Here is an 18,901-nt window from a genome sequence, read left to right on the forward strand (position 1 = left end):
ACGGACGGGACCAGCGGCGGGTTACGGGCGGGACCAGCGGCGGGCGATGGGCGGGACTGGCGACGGCCACGGCCGGCGTCGCACGGGCCCGGGAAAGTTCGGCGGGCGCGGGGCGGTCGGAGGGGTCAGCATGGGCTGGGGGAAAGGACTGTTCTCGGGGCGCGGCTCTGCTAGATTGGTCTATACCACCTTCATAGAGCCCTCTCCAGATCGGCAGGCCCAGCGTGGAAGTTGTCATCGTCCCGGACGCCACGGCAGGCGGCGAGCTCATCGCGGAGGCCATGGCCGCCCTGGTGCGCCGTAAGCCTGACGCCCTGCTCGGTGTCGCCACCGGATCCACCCCCCTGCCCATCTATGAGGCGCTGGCCGCCAAGGTCGCCGCCGGTGACGTGGACGCGTCGCGGGTGCGGATCTGCCAGCTCGACGAGTACGTGGGCCTGCCCGCCGGGCACCCGGAGTCGTACCGCTCGGTCGTGCTGCGCGAGGTCGTCGAGCCGCTCGGGCTGAGCGAGGCCTCGTTCATGGGCCCGAACGGCAGTGCCAAGGACGTGCAGTCGGCGTGCGTGCAGTACGACAAGGCGCTGGCCGAGGCCGGTGGCGTCGACCTCCAGCTCCTCGGGATCGGCACGGACGGGCACATCGGGTTCAACGAGCCGTGCTCGTCGCTCGCTTCGCGTACGCGGATCAAGACGCTGACGGAGCAGACGCGGGTGGACAACGCGCGCTTCTTCGACGGGGACATCGAGCAGGTCCCGCACCACGTGATCACCCAGGGGATCGGGACGATCCTGGAGGCGCGGCACCTGGTGCTGCTCGCCACGGGTGAGGGCAAGGCCGACGCGGTGGCCGCGACGGTCGAGGGCCCTGTCGCCTCGATCGTCCCCGCGTCGGCCCTGCAGCTGCATCCGCACGCCACGGTGGTCGTGGACGAGGCCGCCGCGTCGAAGCTGAAGCTCGCGGAGTACTTCCGGCACACCTTCGCCGACAAGCCTGCCTGGCAGGGGCTGTAAAGAGGGGCCTGGCTCAGGTCGTGCCGAAAGGGGCGCCCCCGCTGGGGGCGCCCCTTTCGTTCGGTGGGCCTTGGTTCGGCGGGCCTTGGCTCGGTGAGGCTTGGCTCGGCGGGCCTTGGTTCGGCAGGCCCCTTGGCTCGGGCCGTTCGGGGGTGCCTCAGCCCGCGGTGATGATTTCTGCCGCCGCCTCGCCGCAGACCCTGGCCGCGCCGCGGGTCGCTATGTGGAGGGCGCCGGTCGGGGCGGACTGGGGGACGCCCATTTCGACCACGATGGTGTCGGGGCGGGCGGCCAGCAGGGTGTCCAGGGCCGCGGACATCCAGCCGTGGCGGTGGGCGTCGCGGACGACCGCGACGATGCGCCGCTCCCCCGCCGCCGCGAGGGCCTCGGTGCCCGCCGCGCCGCCGGAGAACGTGCCCGCCCCGGTGCCGGGGAACCTGCGCTCCAGTTCGGCCGTGACGCCCCAGGGGGTCTCGTCGCCGACCGCGATGTTCGGGAGCGGGCTGAAGGTGGCGACGTAGGGCGCCGAGGTGAGCGGCGCGGCGTAGGTCTCGCCGCGGGTGACCGTCAGGGCGCGGCGGGCCGCGACCAGGCCGATCCCGGTGTCGGGTGCGCTCCCCGAACGGTCGGGCGCGCCCCGACCGGCTGACGTTGCGGCCCAGCCCGCCAGGGCCCGTACGCGGTCGGCCGCGTCGGCGAGGCGCTCCTCGGGCAGTTCGCCCGAGCGCACCGCCGCGACGAAGGCGTCCCGCAGCCGCAGCACGGTCCCCTCGTCCGAGGGTCCGCCACCCGTGCAGATGGCGTCGGCGCCGGCGGCGATGGCGAGGACACAGCCGCGTTCGAAGCCGTACGTGCCGGCGATGGCCTGCATGTCCATGCCGTCGGTGACGATGAGTCCCTCGTAGCCGAACTCCTCGCGGAGCAGGCCGGTGAGGATGCGGCGGGAGAGCGTTCCGGGGTTGTCCGGGTCGAGGGCCGGGGCCAGGACGTGGGCGCTCATCACGGCCCGCGTGCCCGCGGCGATCGCCGCGCGGAAGGGCGCGAGGTCACGGGAGTTCAGGACGTCCCTGTCGACGTCGATGACCGGCACGGAGTGGTGCGAGTCGATCGCCGTGTCGCCGTGCCCCGGGAAGTGCTTGGCGGAGGTGGCGACGCCGGAGGACTGCATGCCCTCGACGTAGGCGGCGGTGTGCCGGGCCACGAGTGCGGGGTCCGCGCCGAAGGAACGTACGCCGATGACCGGATTGTCGGGGTTGGCGTTGACGTCGGCCGAGGGCGCCCAGTTGAGGTTGATGCCGCAGGCGGCGAGGCGTCGGCCGAGGTCGGCGGCGACCTCGCGGGTCAGCGTCGTGTCGTCGACGGCGCCGAGCGCGTGGTTGCCCGGGTAGGAGGAGCCGGTGCGCACCTCCAGGCGGGTGACGTCGCCGCTCTCCTCGTCGATGGCGATCAGGAGGTCGTCGCGCTCGGCGTGCAGCTGGGCGGTGAGGGCGGCCACCTGCTCGGCGGTCTGTACGTTGCGGCCGAACAGGCTGACGGAGGCGAGGCCTTCGCCGATCCGGCGGCGCAGCCAGTCCGGTGCGGCGGTGGTGCCGTCGAAGCCTGGCTGGAGCACGGCCAGGGCATTGCGGGTGAGGGTGTCACCGGCGGGCGTCGTAAGTGTCGTCATCAGGCGTTATCCCTTCACTGCGCCGTCGGTGAGGCCGCTGACGGCCCTGCGCTGCAGGAAGACGAAGAGGATCAGGATCGGGATGGCGAAGAGGGAGGCGGCGGCCATGGTGGCGCCCCAGTCGTCGCCGAAGGCGGTCTGGAAGCTGGAGAGCCAGACCGGCAGGGTCTTGGCCTCGGCCTCCTTGTTGAGCACGAGGACCAGCGGGAACTCGTTCCAGGCGGTGATGAAGCCGAAGAGGGAGGTCGACATCAGGCCGGGCGCGAGCAGCGGCAGGATCACCCGGCGGAAGGCCTGCATGCGGGTGCAGCCGTCGACCATGGCGGACTCCTCCAGCTCCTTGGGCACCGCGGCGACGAAGCCGCGCAGCGTGAGGAGGGTGAAGGGCAGGATCATCACCATGTAGAAGAGGGTCAGCGGGATCAGGCTGTTCAGCATGTCCGCGTCGCGCACGATGATGTAGATCGCGATGACCATGACTTCCCAGGGCGCCATCTGCGCCAGCATGAAGCCGATGATGAAGCCGCGCCGGCCCTTGAACCGCATGCGGGCGAGGGCGAACGCCGCGGTCACGCCGATGATGAGGGAGAAGAGGACCGCGAGGACCGTCACGGTCAGGGAGTTGCCGACCATGGTCCAGAAGTGGTCGGCGTCCATGGCCGTCTTGAAGTGCTCAAGAGTGGCGTCGGTCGGGAACCAGACCGGGTCCTCGGCGATGATGTCGCCGGTCGGCTTGAAGGCCGTCGCGAACATCCAGTACACGGGGAAGACGCAGAGGACGAAGATGACGACGGCGACCAGGTTGGGCCACAGCCGGCCCAGCAGCGAGCGGTTCACAGCTCGTCCTCCTCTTGCTTGAGCACGATCCGCAGGTAGAACGAGGTGATGGCCAGCAGGATGATGATGGTGAGCAGCGCGATGGCGGCACCCATGCCGAAGTGCTGGTTGCCCATGCCCTCGATGTAGGCGTAGACGGGAAGGATCTCGGTCAGCCGGTCCGGGCCGCCCTCGTTGATCGTGAAGACCTGGACGAACGCCTTGAAGACCCAGATGATCTCCAGGAACGTCGTGGCGTAGAGGAAGGGCCGCAGGTACGGCAGTGTGACCTGGGTGAACTGCTTCCAGGCGCCGGCGCCGTCCAGCGCGGCGGCCTCGTACAGCTCCTTGGGGATGGTGGTCGTGGCGGCGTACAGGTTGATCGCCACGAAGGGGATGGACATCCAGACGACCAGCAGCAGGACGACGAAGAAGGTCGAGTACTGCGTGGCCAGCCAGTCGTGGTCGGCCATCGACTCGAAGCCGATCTTGGCGAGCACCCAGTTGACGACGCCGAAGCGCTGCGCGAACAGCCACTGGTAGACCGTGCTCGCCGCGACGACGGGCATCGCCCAGGTGAGCACGAGGCCGAGCAGGAGGAACGTGCGCATCTTCTGGCCGAGGCGGGCGAGGAGCAGTCCCACCAGCGTCCCGAGGGCCATGATCAGCACGACGTTGACGGCGGTGAAGGCGACCGAGCGGCCGGTGACCCGCCAGAAGTCCTCGCCGGTGAGGACCTCCTTGTAGTTGTCGAATCCGTTCCACTCGGTCAAGTGCAGAATGAACTGCCGCATGTTGAGGTTCTGGAACGACAGCACCCCGTTGTTGACCAGCGGCCAGCCGAGCAGCAGCAGGGTGACGGCGATCGCGGGGGCGAGGAGCAGATAGGGCGCCACCCCGGCGAGACGTCTTGGCCCCCCGCGCGGGGCACCGGACGGTGGCCCGCCTGCCGGTGTCTGCACCTCCGTCGGGCCGGAGGGCGGCCGTTCGGTTTTCTGCACGGTCATGCTCGCCATCTCTTTCGTGGGCATCGCGGTACGCAGAGGGGAGCCGGGGGCGGCGAGGTCGTGTCACCCGCCGCCCCCGGCAGGAGGGGCGTCCTTACTGCTTCTGCGACAGGCGCTTGTTGAGCTCGCCCTCGACCTGCTTGGCGGCGTCGGCAGGCGACTTACCGTTGAGCACCGCGGTCATGTAGTTCTTGATCGGGTTCGGCGGGTTCTCGACCGCGCCCCACTCCGGGATCAGCGGGGTGGTGCCGCCGCCGGCGGTGGCGGGAGCGGCGGCCTCGGCGGCCGGGTTGCCCTTGAGGTTGGACTCGAGGGCCTTCTTGTTCGGGATCGTGCCGCCTTCCTTGGCGAACTGACCCTCGAACTTGTCGGACAGCGCGATCTTGAGGAACTCCTTGGCGAGCTCCTGCTTCTTGCTGGTCGCGGCGACGGCGAGGTTGGAGCCGCCGAGGAAGACGCCCTCGGGCTTGTCGGCGGTGGCGCCGGGGATCGTGAAGAAGCCGATGTCCTTCTCGATCTTCGGGTTCGCCTTGATGGCGGTGGGCGCTTCCCAGCTCATGCCGATGAAGGCGCCGGTCTTGCCCTTGGCGAAGACCTCGGCCTGCTGCGGGGTGGCCTCGTCCTTGTTCTTGGGGGCCTTGGAGAGGTCCGCGAACTGCTTGTACGTCTTCATCGCCTTGGTGACCTTGGGGTCGTCCAGGTTGGAGACGTACTTGTCGCCGTCCTTCTTGACCAGCTCGGCGCCCTCGCCGATGGTCAGGCCGACGAAGTGGTACCAGTTCTGGCCGGGCATGTAGATCGGCTCGGCGTCGGTCTTCTCGCCGATCTGCTTGAGGTTCTTGAGGAACTCGGCGCGGGTCTTCGGAAGCTCCTTGATGCCGGCGTCGGCCCAGATCTTCTTGTTGTAGACCACGACGCGGTTCAGGACGAACCACGGGGCGGCGTACTGCTTGCCGTCGATGACCGAGGCCTTGTTCATCGACTCGGTCCAGTCGGCGCCGATGGACTCCTTGAGGTCACCGAGCTCGGCGAGGCCGCCGGTCTTGGCGTACGCGGCGGTCTGGGTGTTACCGATCTCGAAGACGTCCGGCGGGTTCTCCTCGGAGAGGGCCGTGGTCAGCTTCTGCTGGATGCCGTTCCACTGCTGGACCTCGAACTTCAGCTTCGCGCCGGTCTTCTTCTCGAAGGCGGCCGTGACGTCCTTCTGCCACTGGTCGGGCGTCGAACCGTCCATCGCCCACAGCGTCAGCGTCTGGCCCTTGAAGCCGTCGGCCCCTCCGGCGTTGTCGTCGCTGTCGCTGTCGCCGCCGCATGCCGCGACCGAGACCAACATGCCCGCGACACCAATGGCCGCTATGAGCTTGCGCTTCACGTCACCCTCCTCAAGGGATGCCAGTCAACCCCCCACCCGCAGCGACCGAATGGACCGAGATCTGCCCGTGGGACTGGAACCTGGTCTTTAATGGTGTAGACCAGTACGGGGAGCTTGGCCTAGACCTTTAGGGGTGTCAAGGGTGTATAAGAAGGGCTGTCACGTCCGTTATCGGACCGACACCTGAGGAGCGGGACTCCCCCTTCGCACCTCGACTTCGCACCCCGGATTTCCGGCGGGCGACTTTCGTTCGGGCGACTTTCGTTCGAGCAGGGGGACCCAGGGCCGTACCGTGCCACGATGTGAGCCGCGACAGACGGAGGAGCCGGTGACGGCAGCAGCACAGGAGCCGAACCAGTCGCTGAAGAGCGGCGGCCGGGAGACGGGTGGGCGGGCCATGGGCACCGAGGCGGGCAGCACGAGGACCGACGCGGGCGCGCCCGCGGCGACGGAGGGCACGGGCGCCGCGAGCATCGGCCGCACCGCGCGCGTACCGAAGTACTACCGCCTGAAGCGGCACCTCCTCGACATGACGGAGACGCTGCCGCCCGGCACCCCCGTCCCCCCGGAGCGCACACTCGCCGCCGAGTTCGACACCTCGCGCACGACGGTCCGCCAGGCCCTTCAGGAGCTGGTCGTCGAGGGCCGCCTGGAGCGCATCCAGGGCAAGGGCACCTTCGTCGCCAAGCCGAAGGTGTCGCAGGCCCTGCAACTGACCTCGTACACCGAGGACATGCGCGCCCAGGGCCTGGAGCCGACCTCGCAGCTCCTGGACATCGGCTACATCACCGCCGACGACACCCTCGCCGGGCTGCTCGACATCGGCGCGGGCAGCCGAGTCCTGCGCATCGAGCGGCTGCGCCTGGCCAACGGCGAGGCGATGGCCATAGAGACCACGCACCTCTCGGCCAAGCGCTTCCCCGCGCTGCGCCGCTCCCTGGTCAAGTACACCTCGCTCTACACCGCCCTCGCCGAGGTCTACGACGTGCACCTCGCCGAGGCCGAGGAGACCATCGAGACGTCGCTGGCCACCCCGCGCGAGGCCGGCCTGCTCGGCACCGACGTCGGCCTGCCCATGCTGCTGCTCTCCCGGCACTCCCTGGACGGCGAGGGCCGGCCCGTGGAGTGGGTGCGCTCGGTCTACCGCGGCGACCGCTACAAGTTCGTGGCCCGCCTGAAGCGGCCGACGGACTGAGCGCGCCCCGCCCTCCCCACGAGTCCCGTACGCGGTCTGGCGCACGGCACTCCACTGCCCTACGTTCCTGACGTCATCGCATGATGAACGGGAGGACGGCCCGGTGCGCAGAGCGAATCCCCGAACGATCGTCGTCTGGAGCCTCGTCGCGCTGGTCGGCGCCGCGGGCTGGAGTGTCCTCGCGCTGGCGCGCGACGAGGAGGTGTCGGCCGCCTGGATGGTGGCCGCGGCCCTCGGCTCGTACGCCATCGCCTACCGCTTCTACTCGAAGTTCGTCGCGCACAGGGTCCTGAAGGTCGACAGGACGAGGGCGACGCCCGCCGAGCGGCTCGACAACGGCATCGACTTCCACCCGACCGACCGCCGCGTCCTGCTCGGCCACCACTTCGCGGCGATCGCGGGCGCGGGCCCGCTGGTCGGCCCGGTGCTCGCCGCTCAGATGGGCTATCTGCCGGGCACCATCTGGATCATCGTCGGCGTGATCTTCGCCGGGGCCGTGCAGGACATGGTCGTGCTGTTCTTCTCCACCCGGCGTGACGGCAAGTCGCTGGGCCAGATGGCGCGCGAGGAGATCGGCCCCTTCGGCGGGGCCGCCGCGCTGCTCGCCGCCTTCGCCATCATGATCATCCTGCTCGGCGTGCTCGCCCTGGTGATCGTCAACGCGCTCGCCGAGTCGCCCTGGGGCACCTTCTCCATCGCGATGACCGTCCCCATCGCCCTGCTGATGGGCTTCTACCTGCGGGTGCTGCGGCCGGGACGGGTCAGCGAGGTCTCCCTCATCGGCATCGCGCTGCTGCTGCTCGCGCTGGTCGCGGGGCGCTGGGTCGCGGAGTCCTCGCTCGCCGACACCTTCACCCTCGCGCCGTCGACGCTGGTCATCTGGCTGGTCGCGTACGGGTTCATCGCCTCGATCCTGCCGGTGTGGATGCTGCTCGCGCCGCGCGACTACCTCTCGACCTTCATGAAGATCGGCACCATCCTGCTGCTCGCCCTCGGCGTGGTGCTCACCCTGCCGACGCTGAAGATGGACCCGGTGACCGACTTCGCCTCCCGCGGCGACGGTCCCGTCTTCGCGGGCTCGCTGTTCCCCTTCGTCTTCATCACCATCGCGTGCGGTGCGCTCTCCGGCTTCCACGCGCTGATCTCCTCGGGCACGACACCGAAGATGATCCAGAAGGAGACGCAGGTCAGGATGGTCGGCTACGGCTCCATGCTGATGGAGTCGGCCGTCGCGATCATGGCGCTCGTCGCCGCGTCCATCATCGACCCCGGTCTCTTCTTCGCGATGAACGCGCCCGCGGGCGTCGTCGGCGACACCGTCCAGGAGGCGTCGAAGGCCGTCGCGGGCTTCGGGTACTCCATCTCCCCCGCCGAGCTCGCGCGCGCCGCCGAGCAGGTGGAGGAGTCGTCGCTGCTCTCGCGCACCGGCGGCGCGCCCACGCTCGCGGTCGGCGTCTCCGAGATCTTCTCGAAGGTCACCGGCGGCTCGATGCGGGCCTTCTGGTACCACTTCGCGATCATGTTCGAGGCGCTGTTCATCCTGACCGCGCTCGACGCGGGCACGCGCGTGGGGCGCTTCATGCTCCAGGACATGCTCGGCAACGTGTACAAGCCGTTCAGGAACGTGAGCTGGAAGCCCGGCCTGATCCTGACCAGCGCCGCCGTCACCGGTCTGTGGGGCTACTTCCTCTGGGTCGGCGTGCACGAACCGCTCGGCGGGATCAACCAGCTCTTCCCGATCTTCGGCATCGCCAACCAGCTCCTCGCCGCCGTCGCCCTCGCCGTCTGCACGACGCTGCTCGTGAAGTCGGGGCGCCTCAAGTGGGCCTGGATCACCGCGGTCCCGCTCGCCTGGGACGCCACCGTGACGCTCACCGCGAGCTGGCAGAAGGTGTTCTCCGGCGACCCCCGCGTGGGCTTCTTCCAGCAGCGCTCCGACTACCAGGACGCCATCGAGGCGGGCAAGATCCTGCCGCCCGCCAAGTCCATGGACGACATGCACACGGTGGTCACCAACTCCACGGTGGACGGGGTGATCTCGGCGGTCCTCGCCCTGCTCATCGTCGTCGTGATCGTGGACGCGGCACGGGTCTGCGTCCGGCACATCCGCGACCCGTGGGCCTCGCGGCTGAGCGAGGCCCCCTACGTGGAGTCGAAGCTGACGGCACCCGCCGGGCTCTTCCCCACCCGCGAGGAGAAACAGGAGGCCTCGCGGCAGGAACCGGCGGCTCGCCCATGACCGCACTGCTGCTGCGCGGACTGCGCTGGATGCGCTGGTACGTCCGCGAACTCACCGACGAGTCGGCGTACGAGCGGTACGTGGCGCACGTACGCAAGGAGCATCCGGCCGCGGCCGTGCCCGACCGCCGGGCCTTCGAGCGGATGCGGACACAGACACAGGAGTCGGACCCCCGGCAGGGCTTCCGCTGCTGCTGAACAGGCATGTCGCCGCTTCGATTCCCGTCCGTTATTCGGACAGGGGTTCCATAGCGCGAGACTCTCGCTTAGATTTCCCGCACGTTAAGCATGGGATAAGTGAGTGAACGGAGCCGCGATATGTCAGATGCGCCTGAAGTGAACAGACCGGTGGTCACGCCGGTCCGCGTGGTCATCGCCGTCTGCCTTGTCGCGCCGTTCGTGGCGATGCTCTGGGTGAGCTCGTACGCCAAGGTCGATCCGACCTTCATCGGCATCCCGTTCTTCTACTGGTACCAGATGCTGTGGGTGGTCATCTCCACGGTACTCACGATGATCGCCTACAAGCTGTGGCAGCGTGACCAGCGCGCCCGCAAGGCCGAGCAGGTTCAGGGGGGTGCGGGCCGATGAACGTCCTCGCAGCCGGCACCGGCGGTGTCAACGGCATCGCGCTCGCCGTCTTCATCTTCTTCTTCGTCGCCGTCACGGCGATGGGCTTCCTGGCCGCGCGCTGGCGCAAGGCCGAGACCGAGAGCCTGGACGAATGGGGCCTCGGCGGCCGCTCGTTCGGCACCTGGGTCACCTGGTTCCTGCTCGGCGGCGACCTCTACACCGCGTACACCTTCGTCGCCGTGCCCGCGGCGATCTACGCGGCGGGCGCGGCCGGCTTCTTCGCGGTGCCCTACACGATCCTCGTCTACCCGCTGATCTTCACCTTCCTGCCGCGGCTCTGGTCGGTCTCGCACAAGCACGGCTATGTGACGACCTCGGACTTCGTGCGCGGCCGCTTCGGCTCCAAGGGGCTCTCCCTGGCGGTCGCGGTCACCGGCATCCTCGCCACGATGCCGTACATCGCGCTCCAACTCGTGGGCATCCAGGCCGTCCTTGACGTCATGGGCGTCGGCGGCGGCCCCGACACCAACTGGTTCATCAAGGACCTGCCGCTCCTGATCGCCTTCGCGGTGCTCGCGGCGTACACGTACTCCTCGGGTCTGCGCGCCCCCGCCCTGATCGCGTTCGTGAAGGACGGCCTGATCTACCTCGTCATCGCCGTGGCGATCATCTACATCCCGATCAAGCTGGGCGGGTTCGACGAGATCTTCCGGGCGGCCGACGCCAAGTTCTCCGCCGCCAACGACGCCGCGGGCAAGCCCGTCGCGGGCCTGGCTCCGGCTCAGACCGGGCAGTGGACGTACGCGACGCTGGCGCTCGGCTCCGCGCTCGCGCTCTTCATGTACCCGCACTCGATCACGGCGACGCTCTCCTCCAAGAGCCGCAACGTGATCCGCCGCAACACCACGATCCTGCCGCTGTACTCGCTGATGCTCGGCCTGCTCGCGCTGCTCGGCTTCATGGCGATCGCGGCCGGGGTCAAGGTGGAGAACGGACAGCTCGCGATCCCGCAGCTCTTCGAGAACATGTTCCCCGACTGGTTCACGGGCGTCGCCTTCGCCGCGATCGGCATCGGCGCGCTCGTCCCCGCCGCCATCATGTCGATCGCCGCCGCGAACCTTTTCACCCGCAACATCTACAAGGACTTCATCAGGCCGGACGCGACACCCGCGCAGGAGACCAAGGTCTCCAAGCTGGTCTCGCTCCTGGTGAAGGTCGGCGCGCTCGCCTTCGTCCTCACCATGGACAAGACCGTCGCGATCAACTTCCAGCTCCTGGGCGGCATCTGGATCCTCCAGACCATGCCCGCGCTGGTCGGCGGCCTGTTCACGCGCTGGTTCCACCGCTGGGCGCTGCTGGCCGGATGGGCGGTCGGCATGCTCTACGGCACCCTGGCCGCGTACGGCGTCGCCTCGCCCTCGCAGAAGCACTTCGGCGGCTCCTCCGACGAGATCCCCGGCATCGGCGAGATCGGTTACATCGGCCTCACCGCGTTCGTCCTGAACGTCGTCGTGACGGTGGTCCTCACCTTCGTCCTGAGGGCCATGAAGGCCCCCGACGGCATCGACGAGACCTCGCCCGGTGACTACACCGCGGACGCGGGAGACCCCGGCGTCGTCGAGGAACTGCCCCCGGCCACCGCGGGCGCCGCCCACTGACCACACCCCTCGCAAGGGCCCCAGGGGCCCTCTCCGGAGATGACGCAGGGCCGCCGGGAAACCGGCGGCCCTGCGTCATCTCCGCGTACCGACACAAGATGTGGGCCCGCTTCGGCGAGCCAGCACAAGATGTATGCTCATGCTCGCTGTCGCCGCAGGGGAATCCGGTGCAAGTCCGGAACTGTCCCGCAACGGTGTACGTGTACCTATTTGGCGTACGCGGAGTCCGAAGACCTGCCGGCAGCGCACCCGTGCCGTCCGGCCCGGGTGCCGACCGTCCGGGCCTCGCGGAGTGGGCCGGTGGACGCGGTGCACCGCCCTGCGCGCGTGCTGCCCGTGCGCCTTCCCTCCCCTGGCCCAGAGCCGAGCGAGGGAGTGCCCCACGTGACCATCGCGCCTGCCGAACCAGCGTCAGCGACGAAGCCGCCGACCGCCGAGGGCGGCGAAGGAACCGACGGCCCGGGAACCGCGCTGCTGCGCACCCTGACCGACCTCACCGCCGACCTCCCCGACGCCGACCCCGGCCGGGTCGCCGCCGCCGCGCTGCGGGGCCGCTCGGCCCGCGCCGACGAGGCGGAGCTGCGGGAGCTCGCCACCGAGGCCGCCGCGGGGCTCATCTCCGAGGATCCGGAGTACTCGAAGCTCGCGGCCAGGCTGCTCTCGATCGGCATCCGCGAGGAAGCGGCGACGCAGGGCGTGCGCTCCTTCACCGACTCCGTCGCGGTGGGCCACCGCGAGGGTCTGATCGCCGACCGCACGGCATCGTTCGTGACGGAGCACGCGGCCCGGCTCGACGCGCTGGTGGACGCGGCTCTCGCGGACGGCGCCGACTTCCGGTTCGGCTACTTCGGCCTGCGCACCCTGCACAGCCGCTATCTGCTGCGCCACCCCATCACCCGCCAGGTCATCGAGACCCCGCAGCACTTCATGCTGCGCGTCGCGAGCGGCCTCGCGGAGGACGAGGGCGTCCGCGCGGTGGACGAGGTCGCCGCGCTGTACGGCCTGATGAGCCGCCTGGACTACCTGCCGTCGTCACCGACGCTCTTCAACTCCGGCACCCGCCACCCGCAGATGTCCTCCTGCTACCTCCTCGACTCCCCGCTGGACGAGCTGGACTCGATATACGACCGCTACCACCAGGTCGCGCGGCTCTCCAAGCACGCGGGCGGCATCGGACTCTCGTACTCCCGCATCCGTTCCCGGGGTTCGCTGATCCGCGGCACGAACGGGCACTCCAACGGCATCGTGCCGTTCCTGAAGACCCTGGACGCCTCGGTCGCCGCCGTGAACCAGGGCGGCCGGCGCAAGGGCGCCGCCGCGGTCTACCTGGAGACCTGGCACTCCGACATCGAGGAGTTCCTCGAGCTGCGGGACAACACCGGTGAGGACGCGCGCCGCACGCACAACCTCAACCTCGCGCACTGGATCCCGGACGAGTTCATGCGCCGGGTCGCCGCCGACCAGGACTGGTCGCTGTTCTCCCCCGCCGACGTGCCCGACCTCGTCGACCTGTGGGGCGAGGAGTTCGACGCCGCCTACCGCGGGGCGGAGGCCGCCGGGCTCGCGAAGAAGACCATCCCTGCCCGTGAGCTGTACGGCCGCATGATGCGCACCCTCGCGCAGACCGGCAACGGCTGGATGACGTTCAAGGACGCCGCCAACCGCACCGCCAACCAGACGGCGGAGCCCGGTCACACCGTGCACTCCTCCAACCTCTGCACGGAGATCCTGGAGGTCACGGACGACGGCGAGACGGCCGTCTGCAACCTCGGCTCGGTCAACCTCGGCGCGTTCGTGGACACGGCCGCCGGTGACATCGACTGGGAGCGGCTCGACGCGACCGTCCGTACGGCCGTCACCTTCCTCGACCGCGTCGTCGACATCAACTTCTACCCGACCGAGCAGGCCGGGCGCTCCAACGCCAAGTGGCGCCCGGTGGGCCTCGGCGCGATGGGCCTCCAGGACGTCTTCTTCCAGCTCAAGCTGCCGTTCGACTCCCCCGATGCGCGCGCCCTTTCCACCCGGATCGCCGAGCGGATCATGCTGGCCGCGTACGAGGCCTCCGCGGACCTCGCCGAACGGAACGGCCCGCACCCCGCCTGGGAGAAGACCCGCACCGCGCGCGGCGTCCTGCACCCCGACCACTACGGTGCCGAGCTGACCTGGCCGGAGCGGTGGGCGGCCCTGCGGGCGCGCATCGCCACCACCGGCATGCGCAACTCCCTGCTGCTGGCCATCGCGCCGACCGCCACCATCGCCTCCATCGCGGGCGTCTACGAGTGCATCGAGCCGCAGGTCTCCAACCTCTTCAAGCGCGAGACGCTCAGCGGTGAGTTCCTCCAGGTCAACGCCTACCTGGTGAAGGAGCTGAAGCGGCTCGGCGTCTGGGACGCGCAGACCCGCGAGGCGCTGCGCGAGGCCAGCGGCTCCGTGCAGGGCTTCGGCTGGATCCCCGAGGACGTGCGCGCGCTGTACCGCACGGCGTGGGAGATCCCGCAGCGCGGCCTCATCGACATGGCCGCCGCGCGCACGCCGTTCCTCGACCAGGCGCAGTCCCTGAACCTGTTCCTGGAGACGCCGACCATCGGCAAGCTCTCCTCGATGTACGCCTATGCCTGGCAGCAGGGCCTGAAGACCACGTACTACCTGCGCTCGCGCCCCGCCACCCGCATCGCCCGCGCGGCCGGCTCCGGCGCGACCACCGCCGCCCCCGCCCCCGTACCCGCGCAGGTCACGGCCGAAGACGCCGTCGCCTGCTCCCTGGAAAACCCCGAGTCCTGCGAGGCCTGCCAGTAATGAGCACCACGACCAACAGCACGAAGAACCTCCTCGACCCGGGCTTCGAGCTGACCCTGCGCCCCATGCGCTACCCGGACTTCTACGAGCGCTACCGGGACGCGATCAAGAACACCTGGACCGTGGAGGAGGTCGACCTCCACTCCGACGTCACCGACCTCGCGAAGCTCTCGCCCGGCGAACAGCACATGATCGGCCGCCTCGTCGCGTTCTTCGCGACCGGTGACTCGATCGTCTCGAACAACCTGGTGCTCACGCTCTACAAGCACATCAACTCCCCCGAGGCGCGGCTGTACCTGAGCCGTCAGCTCTTCGAGGAGGCCGTGCACGTCCAGTTCTATCTGACGCTGCTCGACACCTATCTGCCCGACCCTGAGGACCGCGCGGCGGCCTTCGACGCGGTGGAGGAGATCCCCTCCATCCGCGAGAAGGCGGAGTTCTGCTTCAAGTGGATGGACTCGGTCGAGAAGATGGACCGCCTTGAGTCCAAGGCCGACCGCCGCCGCTTCCTGCTCAACCTCATCTGCTTCGCCGCGTGCATCGAGGGCCTCTTCTTCTACGGTGCCTTCGCGTACGTCTACTGGTTCCGCAGCCGCGGTCTGCTGCACGGCCTCGCGACCGGCACGAACTGGGTGTTCCGCGACGAGACGATGCACATGAGCTTCGCCTTCGACGTGGTGGACACGGTCCGCAAGGAGGAGCCGGAGCTGTTCGACGACGCGTTGCAGACGCAGGTCACGGACATGCTCAAGGAGGCCGTGGAGGCCGAGCTTCAGTTCGCCCGTGATCTGTGCGGCGACGGCCTGCCGGGCATGAACACCGACTCGATGCGCGAGTACCTCCAGTGCGTCGCCGACCAGCGGCTCCAGCGGCTGGGCTTCGCGCCGGTCTACGGCTCGTCGAACCCGTTCTCCTTCATGGAGCTCCAGGGCGTGCAGGAGCTGACCAACTTCTTCGAGCGGCGGCCCTCGGCGTACCAGGTCGCGGTGGAGGGTTCGGTCTCCTTCGACGACGAGTTCTGACGCCTGCGCGGACCGGTCCGGGTGTGCCCGCCCCCGTCACGGGGGTGGGGCGGGCACACCCGCCGGTTCAGCGGGACCGCACCCGCATGAGGAGCTTCTTGGGGTGCAGGGTGATGCCGACGCGGGTGTCCGTGTCGGTCTCCGCGACGGGCTCCAGGCGCCACTTCGGCGCCACCGTCCCCAGGATCAGCGTCAGTTCGGCCAGGCTGAAATGGTCCCCCGGGCACTTACGGTTACCGACGCCGAACGGCATCATCGCGAACTCCGGGACCTCCGAGGCGCGTTCCGGGTTCCAGCGGTCCGGGTCGAACTCCAGGTGCCGCTCGAAGGAACGCGGGTCGCGCTGCATCGCGTAGACGCTGTAGACGATGTCCGCGTCAGCCGGAATGCGATAGCCGCCCAGTTCGGTCTCGGCCACGGACCTGCGCGTGAATATCCAGGCCGCCGGGCGGATACGCATGGCCTCGGTCACCACATTGCGGGTGTGCCGCAGCTCACCGAGATCGGCGAAAGTGATCGCGCGGCCCGGGGCCACGGAATTTACTTCGTCAATCAACTGCCTTTCCTGTTCCCGGTGTTCGGTCAGCAGATGGAACGTCCACGCCAGTGTCGACGCGACATTCTCCGCGCCCGCGACCACGAGTGACACCACGTGGTCGTGGATCTCCTGATCGGCCAGAGGATTCCCCGACTCGTCCGTGGCCCGCAGCAATTCCGCGAGAAGGTCGTCGGGGCCCCCGGGCCCCGCGCCGCGGCGCTCGGCGATGATCTCGTCGACGAGCGTGTGCAGATCGGCCAGGGCGCTCTCGAAGCGCCGGTTGGCGGGGGTCGGCACCCGGTGGAGCGGGCCGGCCGAGAGCACCATCCGGCGGTAGAGGCCGTCGAAGACGGTGTGCAGCGAGTCGGCGATGCGGTCCGCCTTGGCGCCTATCGACTCGACCTCCAGGAGGGAGCGCGAGACGATGCGCACAGCCGTGCGGAACATCTCGGCGCCGACGTCGACCGTGGCGCCCGGCTGCCAGCGGGCCGCGGTGGCGCGGGCCTCCTCCTCCATCACCTTGGCGTAGTCGGCGATCCGCTCCGGCCGGAACGAGGGCTGCATCATGCGGCGCTGGCGCCGGTGCAGCCGGCCGTTGCTGGTCGCCACGCCCTTGCCGAGGAGCACCTCAAGGGTGTCCCAGAGCGGTCCCCCGACGATGTACTCCGGGCTCTTCAGCATGGCGCCGACGAGCTCCGGATCGCAGACCGCGTAGGCGGTCTTGGGCCCCAGCCTGATCCGTACGAGATCTCCGTGGTCCCGCAGCGCCGAGAGGAACCCGAGCGGGTCGCGGACCAGGTTCCAGGCGTGCCCGAGCAGGGGGACGCCGCCCTTCACGAGCGGTGGGGTGCGCAGCGGCCCGGGGCCTGACGCGGCGGGCGCGGGTACCGCGGATTCGACGCTCATTCCTCACCTACCAGTTCGTTTTCCGCCATGATTTCTTCGGTCACGTACGGGGGCATCGACCTGTCGTCCCAGCTGTCCACCCGATAGCGTCCGGATTCGTGATGGAACCAGTACACGGAGGAGAACCAGTTCCGCATATTGAAGACGCATGATTCGAGTGCGTCCGCGAGTTTCTCCCCCTTCTCCGTGCCGTCCGCCAGTTTCCCGGCGAACACCAGCACTTCTTTCTCGGCCCGAAGGAATTCCGTGACGCAGCCGAGGACCCGCCTGCGCACTTCCCTCACGGCTTCTTCGAGTGTCAGTCCCTCGTGGTGAATGAGGCTGATCCCGAGATTGTGCAGTTCGTCTCCCGCGAGTTCCTTGGGGAGCGAGCACAGGTCGTTGTACCAGGCTGAGAAGTCCTGGGTCGCGAGTGCCGCACGCCGGTACGCGGGGTGCCTGCGTATGTGGCGCGGCAGTTCACGCCGCGCGGTCGGCTCCAGGAGATCGATCCACGCCCAGTGCGCGAACGTCAGGCGCCGCAGCTCGATGTACGTGTCGACCGGCGGGATGGTGCCGCACCGCCGGTTCTTGAACTCCTGGTCGTACGCGTCGATGACCGGGTGGAAGTGCCGGGCGAACCTGGCGTTCCAGCTCGGGCCCAGGAAGGAGTACAGGCGCAGGACGCAGTCGGCGAACCCCGCGACGAGCGGGTCGTCGTGCCGCAGGTGGCGCCTCGGGTCGTCGAGGGTGTCGTGCAGGCCCCGGCAGAGGCGCCGCCACTGGCCCGCCCTGCCGTGCACCGAGTCCCGGTCGTGCCGGTCGTCCCAGGCGAAGAACCAGCTGCTGAGGTCCGCTATCGCGGTGAGCAGCTCGTCGGGCGCCCCTATGTAGTACCCCGCCACCAGGTCGGTGTAGCAGAGGCCGTCCGCGTACCGATCGACCTTGTCCGGCGGCATCAGACGCATTTCGCGCAACCAGGTCCTGGACTTCTCCTGAAGTTTTGGCCAATACGGGTGCAGACGGCGGGGGAAAGACCTCTCGATCACCGGCACCGCCAGTGCCGGAGGGACCATTGCCGTCGGTGTGCTTGGCTGTGTCTGTGAAGTGCTCCTGGAATATGCAGGCACGAACGAACCCCTTTCAGCGCCTGAGTGCGCGCGCCCCTCCCGCCGTACCGGGCGCGCGCCGTCGTGTATCCCCGCGCTTTCCATTCAGCACCACAACTGACCGATCAGGGAACAGTTTTGCGCCATTCACTACCCCTCCGCGCCGAGAACCTCCCCTTACGTGACTGAATATGGATCTTCGGAAGTCGGATCCGCTCACGCGGGCGGGCTGCTCACGCCAACGGCCCCTGGCCGGGAAACAGTTCCCGGCCAGGGGCCGTTGGTGTCACGCGGTTCCCGCGCCGCTCGGGCGGCGCGTGCGTCAGTCGTTCGCGACCACGGGGTAGCGCGGGGTGCCCTCTTCCATCTGCCGGAGCGCGTCCTTGCGCTCGCGCTTGGAGAGCCGGTCGATGTAGAGGTAGCCGTACAGGTGGTCCGTCTCGTGCTGGAGGCAGCGCGCGAAGTAGCCACCGCCGCGGACCTTGATGGGGTTGCCCTTCTCGTCCTGGCCGCTCACCTCGGCGTAGTCCGGGCGGGCCAGCGGGGCGTACGCGGTCGGCACGGAGAGGCAGCCCTCGCCCGAGTCGTCGAGGCGGCGCCGGTCGGCGGGCAGCTCGTGCAGGACGGGGTTGCAGACCACACCGACGTGGCGCACGCCCTCGTCGTCCATGCAGTCGTACACGAAGACCTTCAGGTCGACGCCGACCTGGTTGGCGGCCACGCCCACGCCCTGCGCGACGCGCTGGGTCGCGAACATGTCGTCGACCAGCTTCGCGAGGTCCTCGTCGAAGGCCGTGACGTCCTTGCACTCCTTGTGCAGGACCGGGTTGCCGACGACCGTGATGGGCCGGGACGTGCCGCGCTCGCGGTAGGCCGTCTCCCGCTCCTCGCAGTCCTCCGTGTCGATGACGAAGCCCTCGTCGTCGACGGGGAGCACCCCGCCGGAAGCCTGCTGCTCAGTGTCCTGCGCCATGTCCGCCGTACGCCTTCCTTGGAACCCTCAAGAGATTGTGCCGGTA

The 18,901-nt window shown here is 69.1% G+C and carries 15 protein-coding genes and 1 riboswitch; of the genes, 8 read left to right on the top strand and 7 right to left on the bottom strand.

Features of this window, described 5'->3' with window-relative positions:
- Positions 1-224: 224 nt before the first annotated feature.
- The gene (gene nagB, locus ACZ6JY_RS20405) at positions 225-1,010 is read left to right on the top strand and encodes a glucosamine-6-phosphate deaminase (protein WP_469197398.1); all 786 of its coding nucleotides are present in this window, start codon (positions 225-227) and stop codon (positions 1,008-1,010) included.
- Between the two features lie 157 nt (positions 1,011-1,167).
- On the opposite strand, the gene ACZ6JY_RS20410 is transcribed toward nagB, so the two are convergent.
- From ACZ6JY_RS20410 to ACZ6JY_RS20425, 4 genes are all read right to left on the bottom strand, one after another.
- A complete protein-coding gene (locus tag ACZ6JY_RS20410; RefSeq protein ID WP_469197399.1) occupies positions 1,168-2,676 on the bottom strand; it encodes a glycoside hydrolase family 3 protein in 1,509 nt (502 codons plus the stop codon).
- Positions 2,677-2,682: 6 nt separating this feature from the next.
- Entirely contained in the window at positions 2,683-3,513 is an 831-nt protein-coding gene (locus ACZ6JY_RS20415) for a carbohydrate ABC transporter permease (protein WP_469197400.1), read from the bottom strand.
- A complete protein-coding gene (locus tag ACZ6JY_RS20420; RefSeq protein ID WP_469197401.1) occupies positions 3,510-4,499 on the bottom strand; it encodes a carbohydrate ABC transporter permease in 990 nt (329 codons plus the stop codon). Before ACZ6JY_RS20420 ends, ACZ6JY_RS20415 begins: the two co-directional genes overlap by 4 nt.
- Before the next feature lie 94 nt (positions 4,500-4,593).
- The gene (locus ACZ6JY_RS20425; RefSeq protein WP_469197402.1) at positions 4,594-5,871 is read right to left on the bottom strand and encodes an extracellular solute-binding protein; all 1,278 of its coding nucleotides are present in this window, start codon (positions 5,869-5,871) and stop codon (positions 4,594-4,596) included.
- Between the two features lie 397 nt (positions 5,872-6,268).
- On the opposite strand from ACZ6JY_RS20425, the gene ACZ6JY_RS20430 reads away from it, so the two are divergent.
- The 7 genes from ACZ6JY_RS20430 (at position 6,269) to ACZ6JY_RS20460 (ending at position 15,350) form a co-directional block, all read left to right on the top strand.
- A complete protein-coding gene (locus tag ACZ6JY_RS20430) occupies positions 6,269-7,066 on the top strand; it encodes a GntR family transcriptional regulator (protein WP_469198007.1) in 798 nt (265 codons plus the stop codon).
- A gap of 103 nt (positions 7,067-7,169) precedes the next feature.
- The gene (locus tag ACZ6JY_RS20435) at positions 7,170-9,305 is read left to right on the top strand and encodes a carbon starvation CstA family protein (protein WP_469197403.1); all 2,136 of its coding nucleotides are present in this window, start codon (positions 7,170-7,172) and stop codon (positions 9,303-9,305) included.
- Positions 9,302-9,502 carry a CstA-like transporter-associated (seleno)protein gene (locus ACZ6JY_RS20440; RefSeq protein WP_469197404.1) on the top strand — a complete coding sequence of 67 codons (201 nt, stop codon included), beginning with the start codon at positions 9,302-9,304 and terminating at the stop codon, positions 9,500-9,502. Before ACZ6JY_RS20435 ends, ACZ6JY_RS20440 begins: the two co-directional genes overlap by 4 nt.
- A 120-nt stretch (positions 9,503-9,622) precedes the next feature.
- The gene (locus ACZ6JY_RS20445) at positions 9,623-9,892 is read left to right on the top strand and encodes a DUF3311 domain-containing protein (RefSeq protein WP_469197405.1); all 270 of its coding nucleotides are present in this window, start codon (positions 9,623-9,625) and stop codon (positions 9,890-9,892) included.
- Positions 9,889-11,532, top strand: coding sequence for a monocarboxylate uptake permease MctP (mctP, locus tag ACZ6JY_RS20450; protein WP_469197406.1), 1,644 nt, complete (start codon positions 9,889-9,891; stop codon positions 11,530-11,532). Before ACZ6JY_RS20445 ends, mctP begins: the two co-directional genes overlap by 4 nt.
- A 133-nt stretch (positions 11,533-11,665) precedes the next feature.
- A riboswitch (cobalamin riboswitch) is annotated at positions 11,666-11,788 on the top strand.
- A gap of 128 nt (positions 11,789-11,916) precedes the next feature.
- Positions 11,917-14,328 (top strand): ribonucleoside-diphosphate reductase subunit alpha, encoded by a 2,412-nt coding sequence (locus ACZ6JY_RS20455; protein WP_469197407.1) that lies wholly within the window; start codon positions 11,917-11,919, stop codon positions 14,326-14,328.
- Positions 14,328-15,350 carry a ribonucleotide-diphosphate reductase subunit beta gene (locus tag ACZ6JY_RS20460; RefSeq protein WP_469197408.1) on the top strand — a complete coding sequence of 341 codons (1,023 nt, stop codon included), beginning with the start codon at positions 14,328-14,330 and terminating at the stop codon, positions 15,348-15,350. Before ACZ6JY_RS20455 ends, ACZ6JY_RS20460 begins: the two co-directional genes overlap by 1 nt.
- 67 nt (positions 15,351-15,417) lie before the next feature.
- Here ACZ6JY_RS20460 and ACZ6JY_RS20465 read toward each other — a convergent pair whose 3' ends face one another.
- The 3 genes from ACZ6JY_RS20465 to def form a co-directional block, all read right to left on the bottom strand.
- Positions 15,418-16,794 (bottom strand): bifunctional albaflavenone monooxygenase/terpene synthase, encoded by a 1,377-nt coding sequence (locus tag ACZ6JY_RS20465; RefSeq protein ID WP_469197409.1) that lies wholly within the window; start codon positions 16,792-16,794, stop codon positions 15,418-15,420.
- Positions 16,791-17,903 carry an epi-isozizaene synthase gene (gene cyc1, locus ACZ6JY_RS20470; protein ID WP_469197410.1) on the bottom strand — a complete coding sequence of 371 codons (1,113 nt, stop codon included), beginning with the start codon at positions 17,901-17,903 and terminating at the stop codon, positions 16,791-16,793. Before cyc1 ends, ACZ6JY_RS20465 begins: the two co-directional genes overlap by 4 nt.
- Before the next feature lie 301 nt (positions 17,904-18,204).
- Positions 18,205-18,855, bottom strand: a complete 651-nt coding sequence (gene def / locus ACZ6JY_RS20475) for a peptide deformylase (RefSeq protein ID WP_469197411.1) — start codon at positions 18,853-18,855, stop codon at positions 18,205-18,207.
- Positions 18,856-18,901: the final 46 nt, after the last annotated feature.

The sequence above is a fragment of the Streptomyces sp. NPDC046335 genome (genome assembly GCF_055587985.1).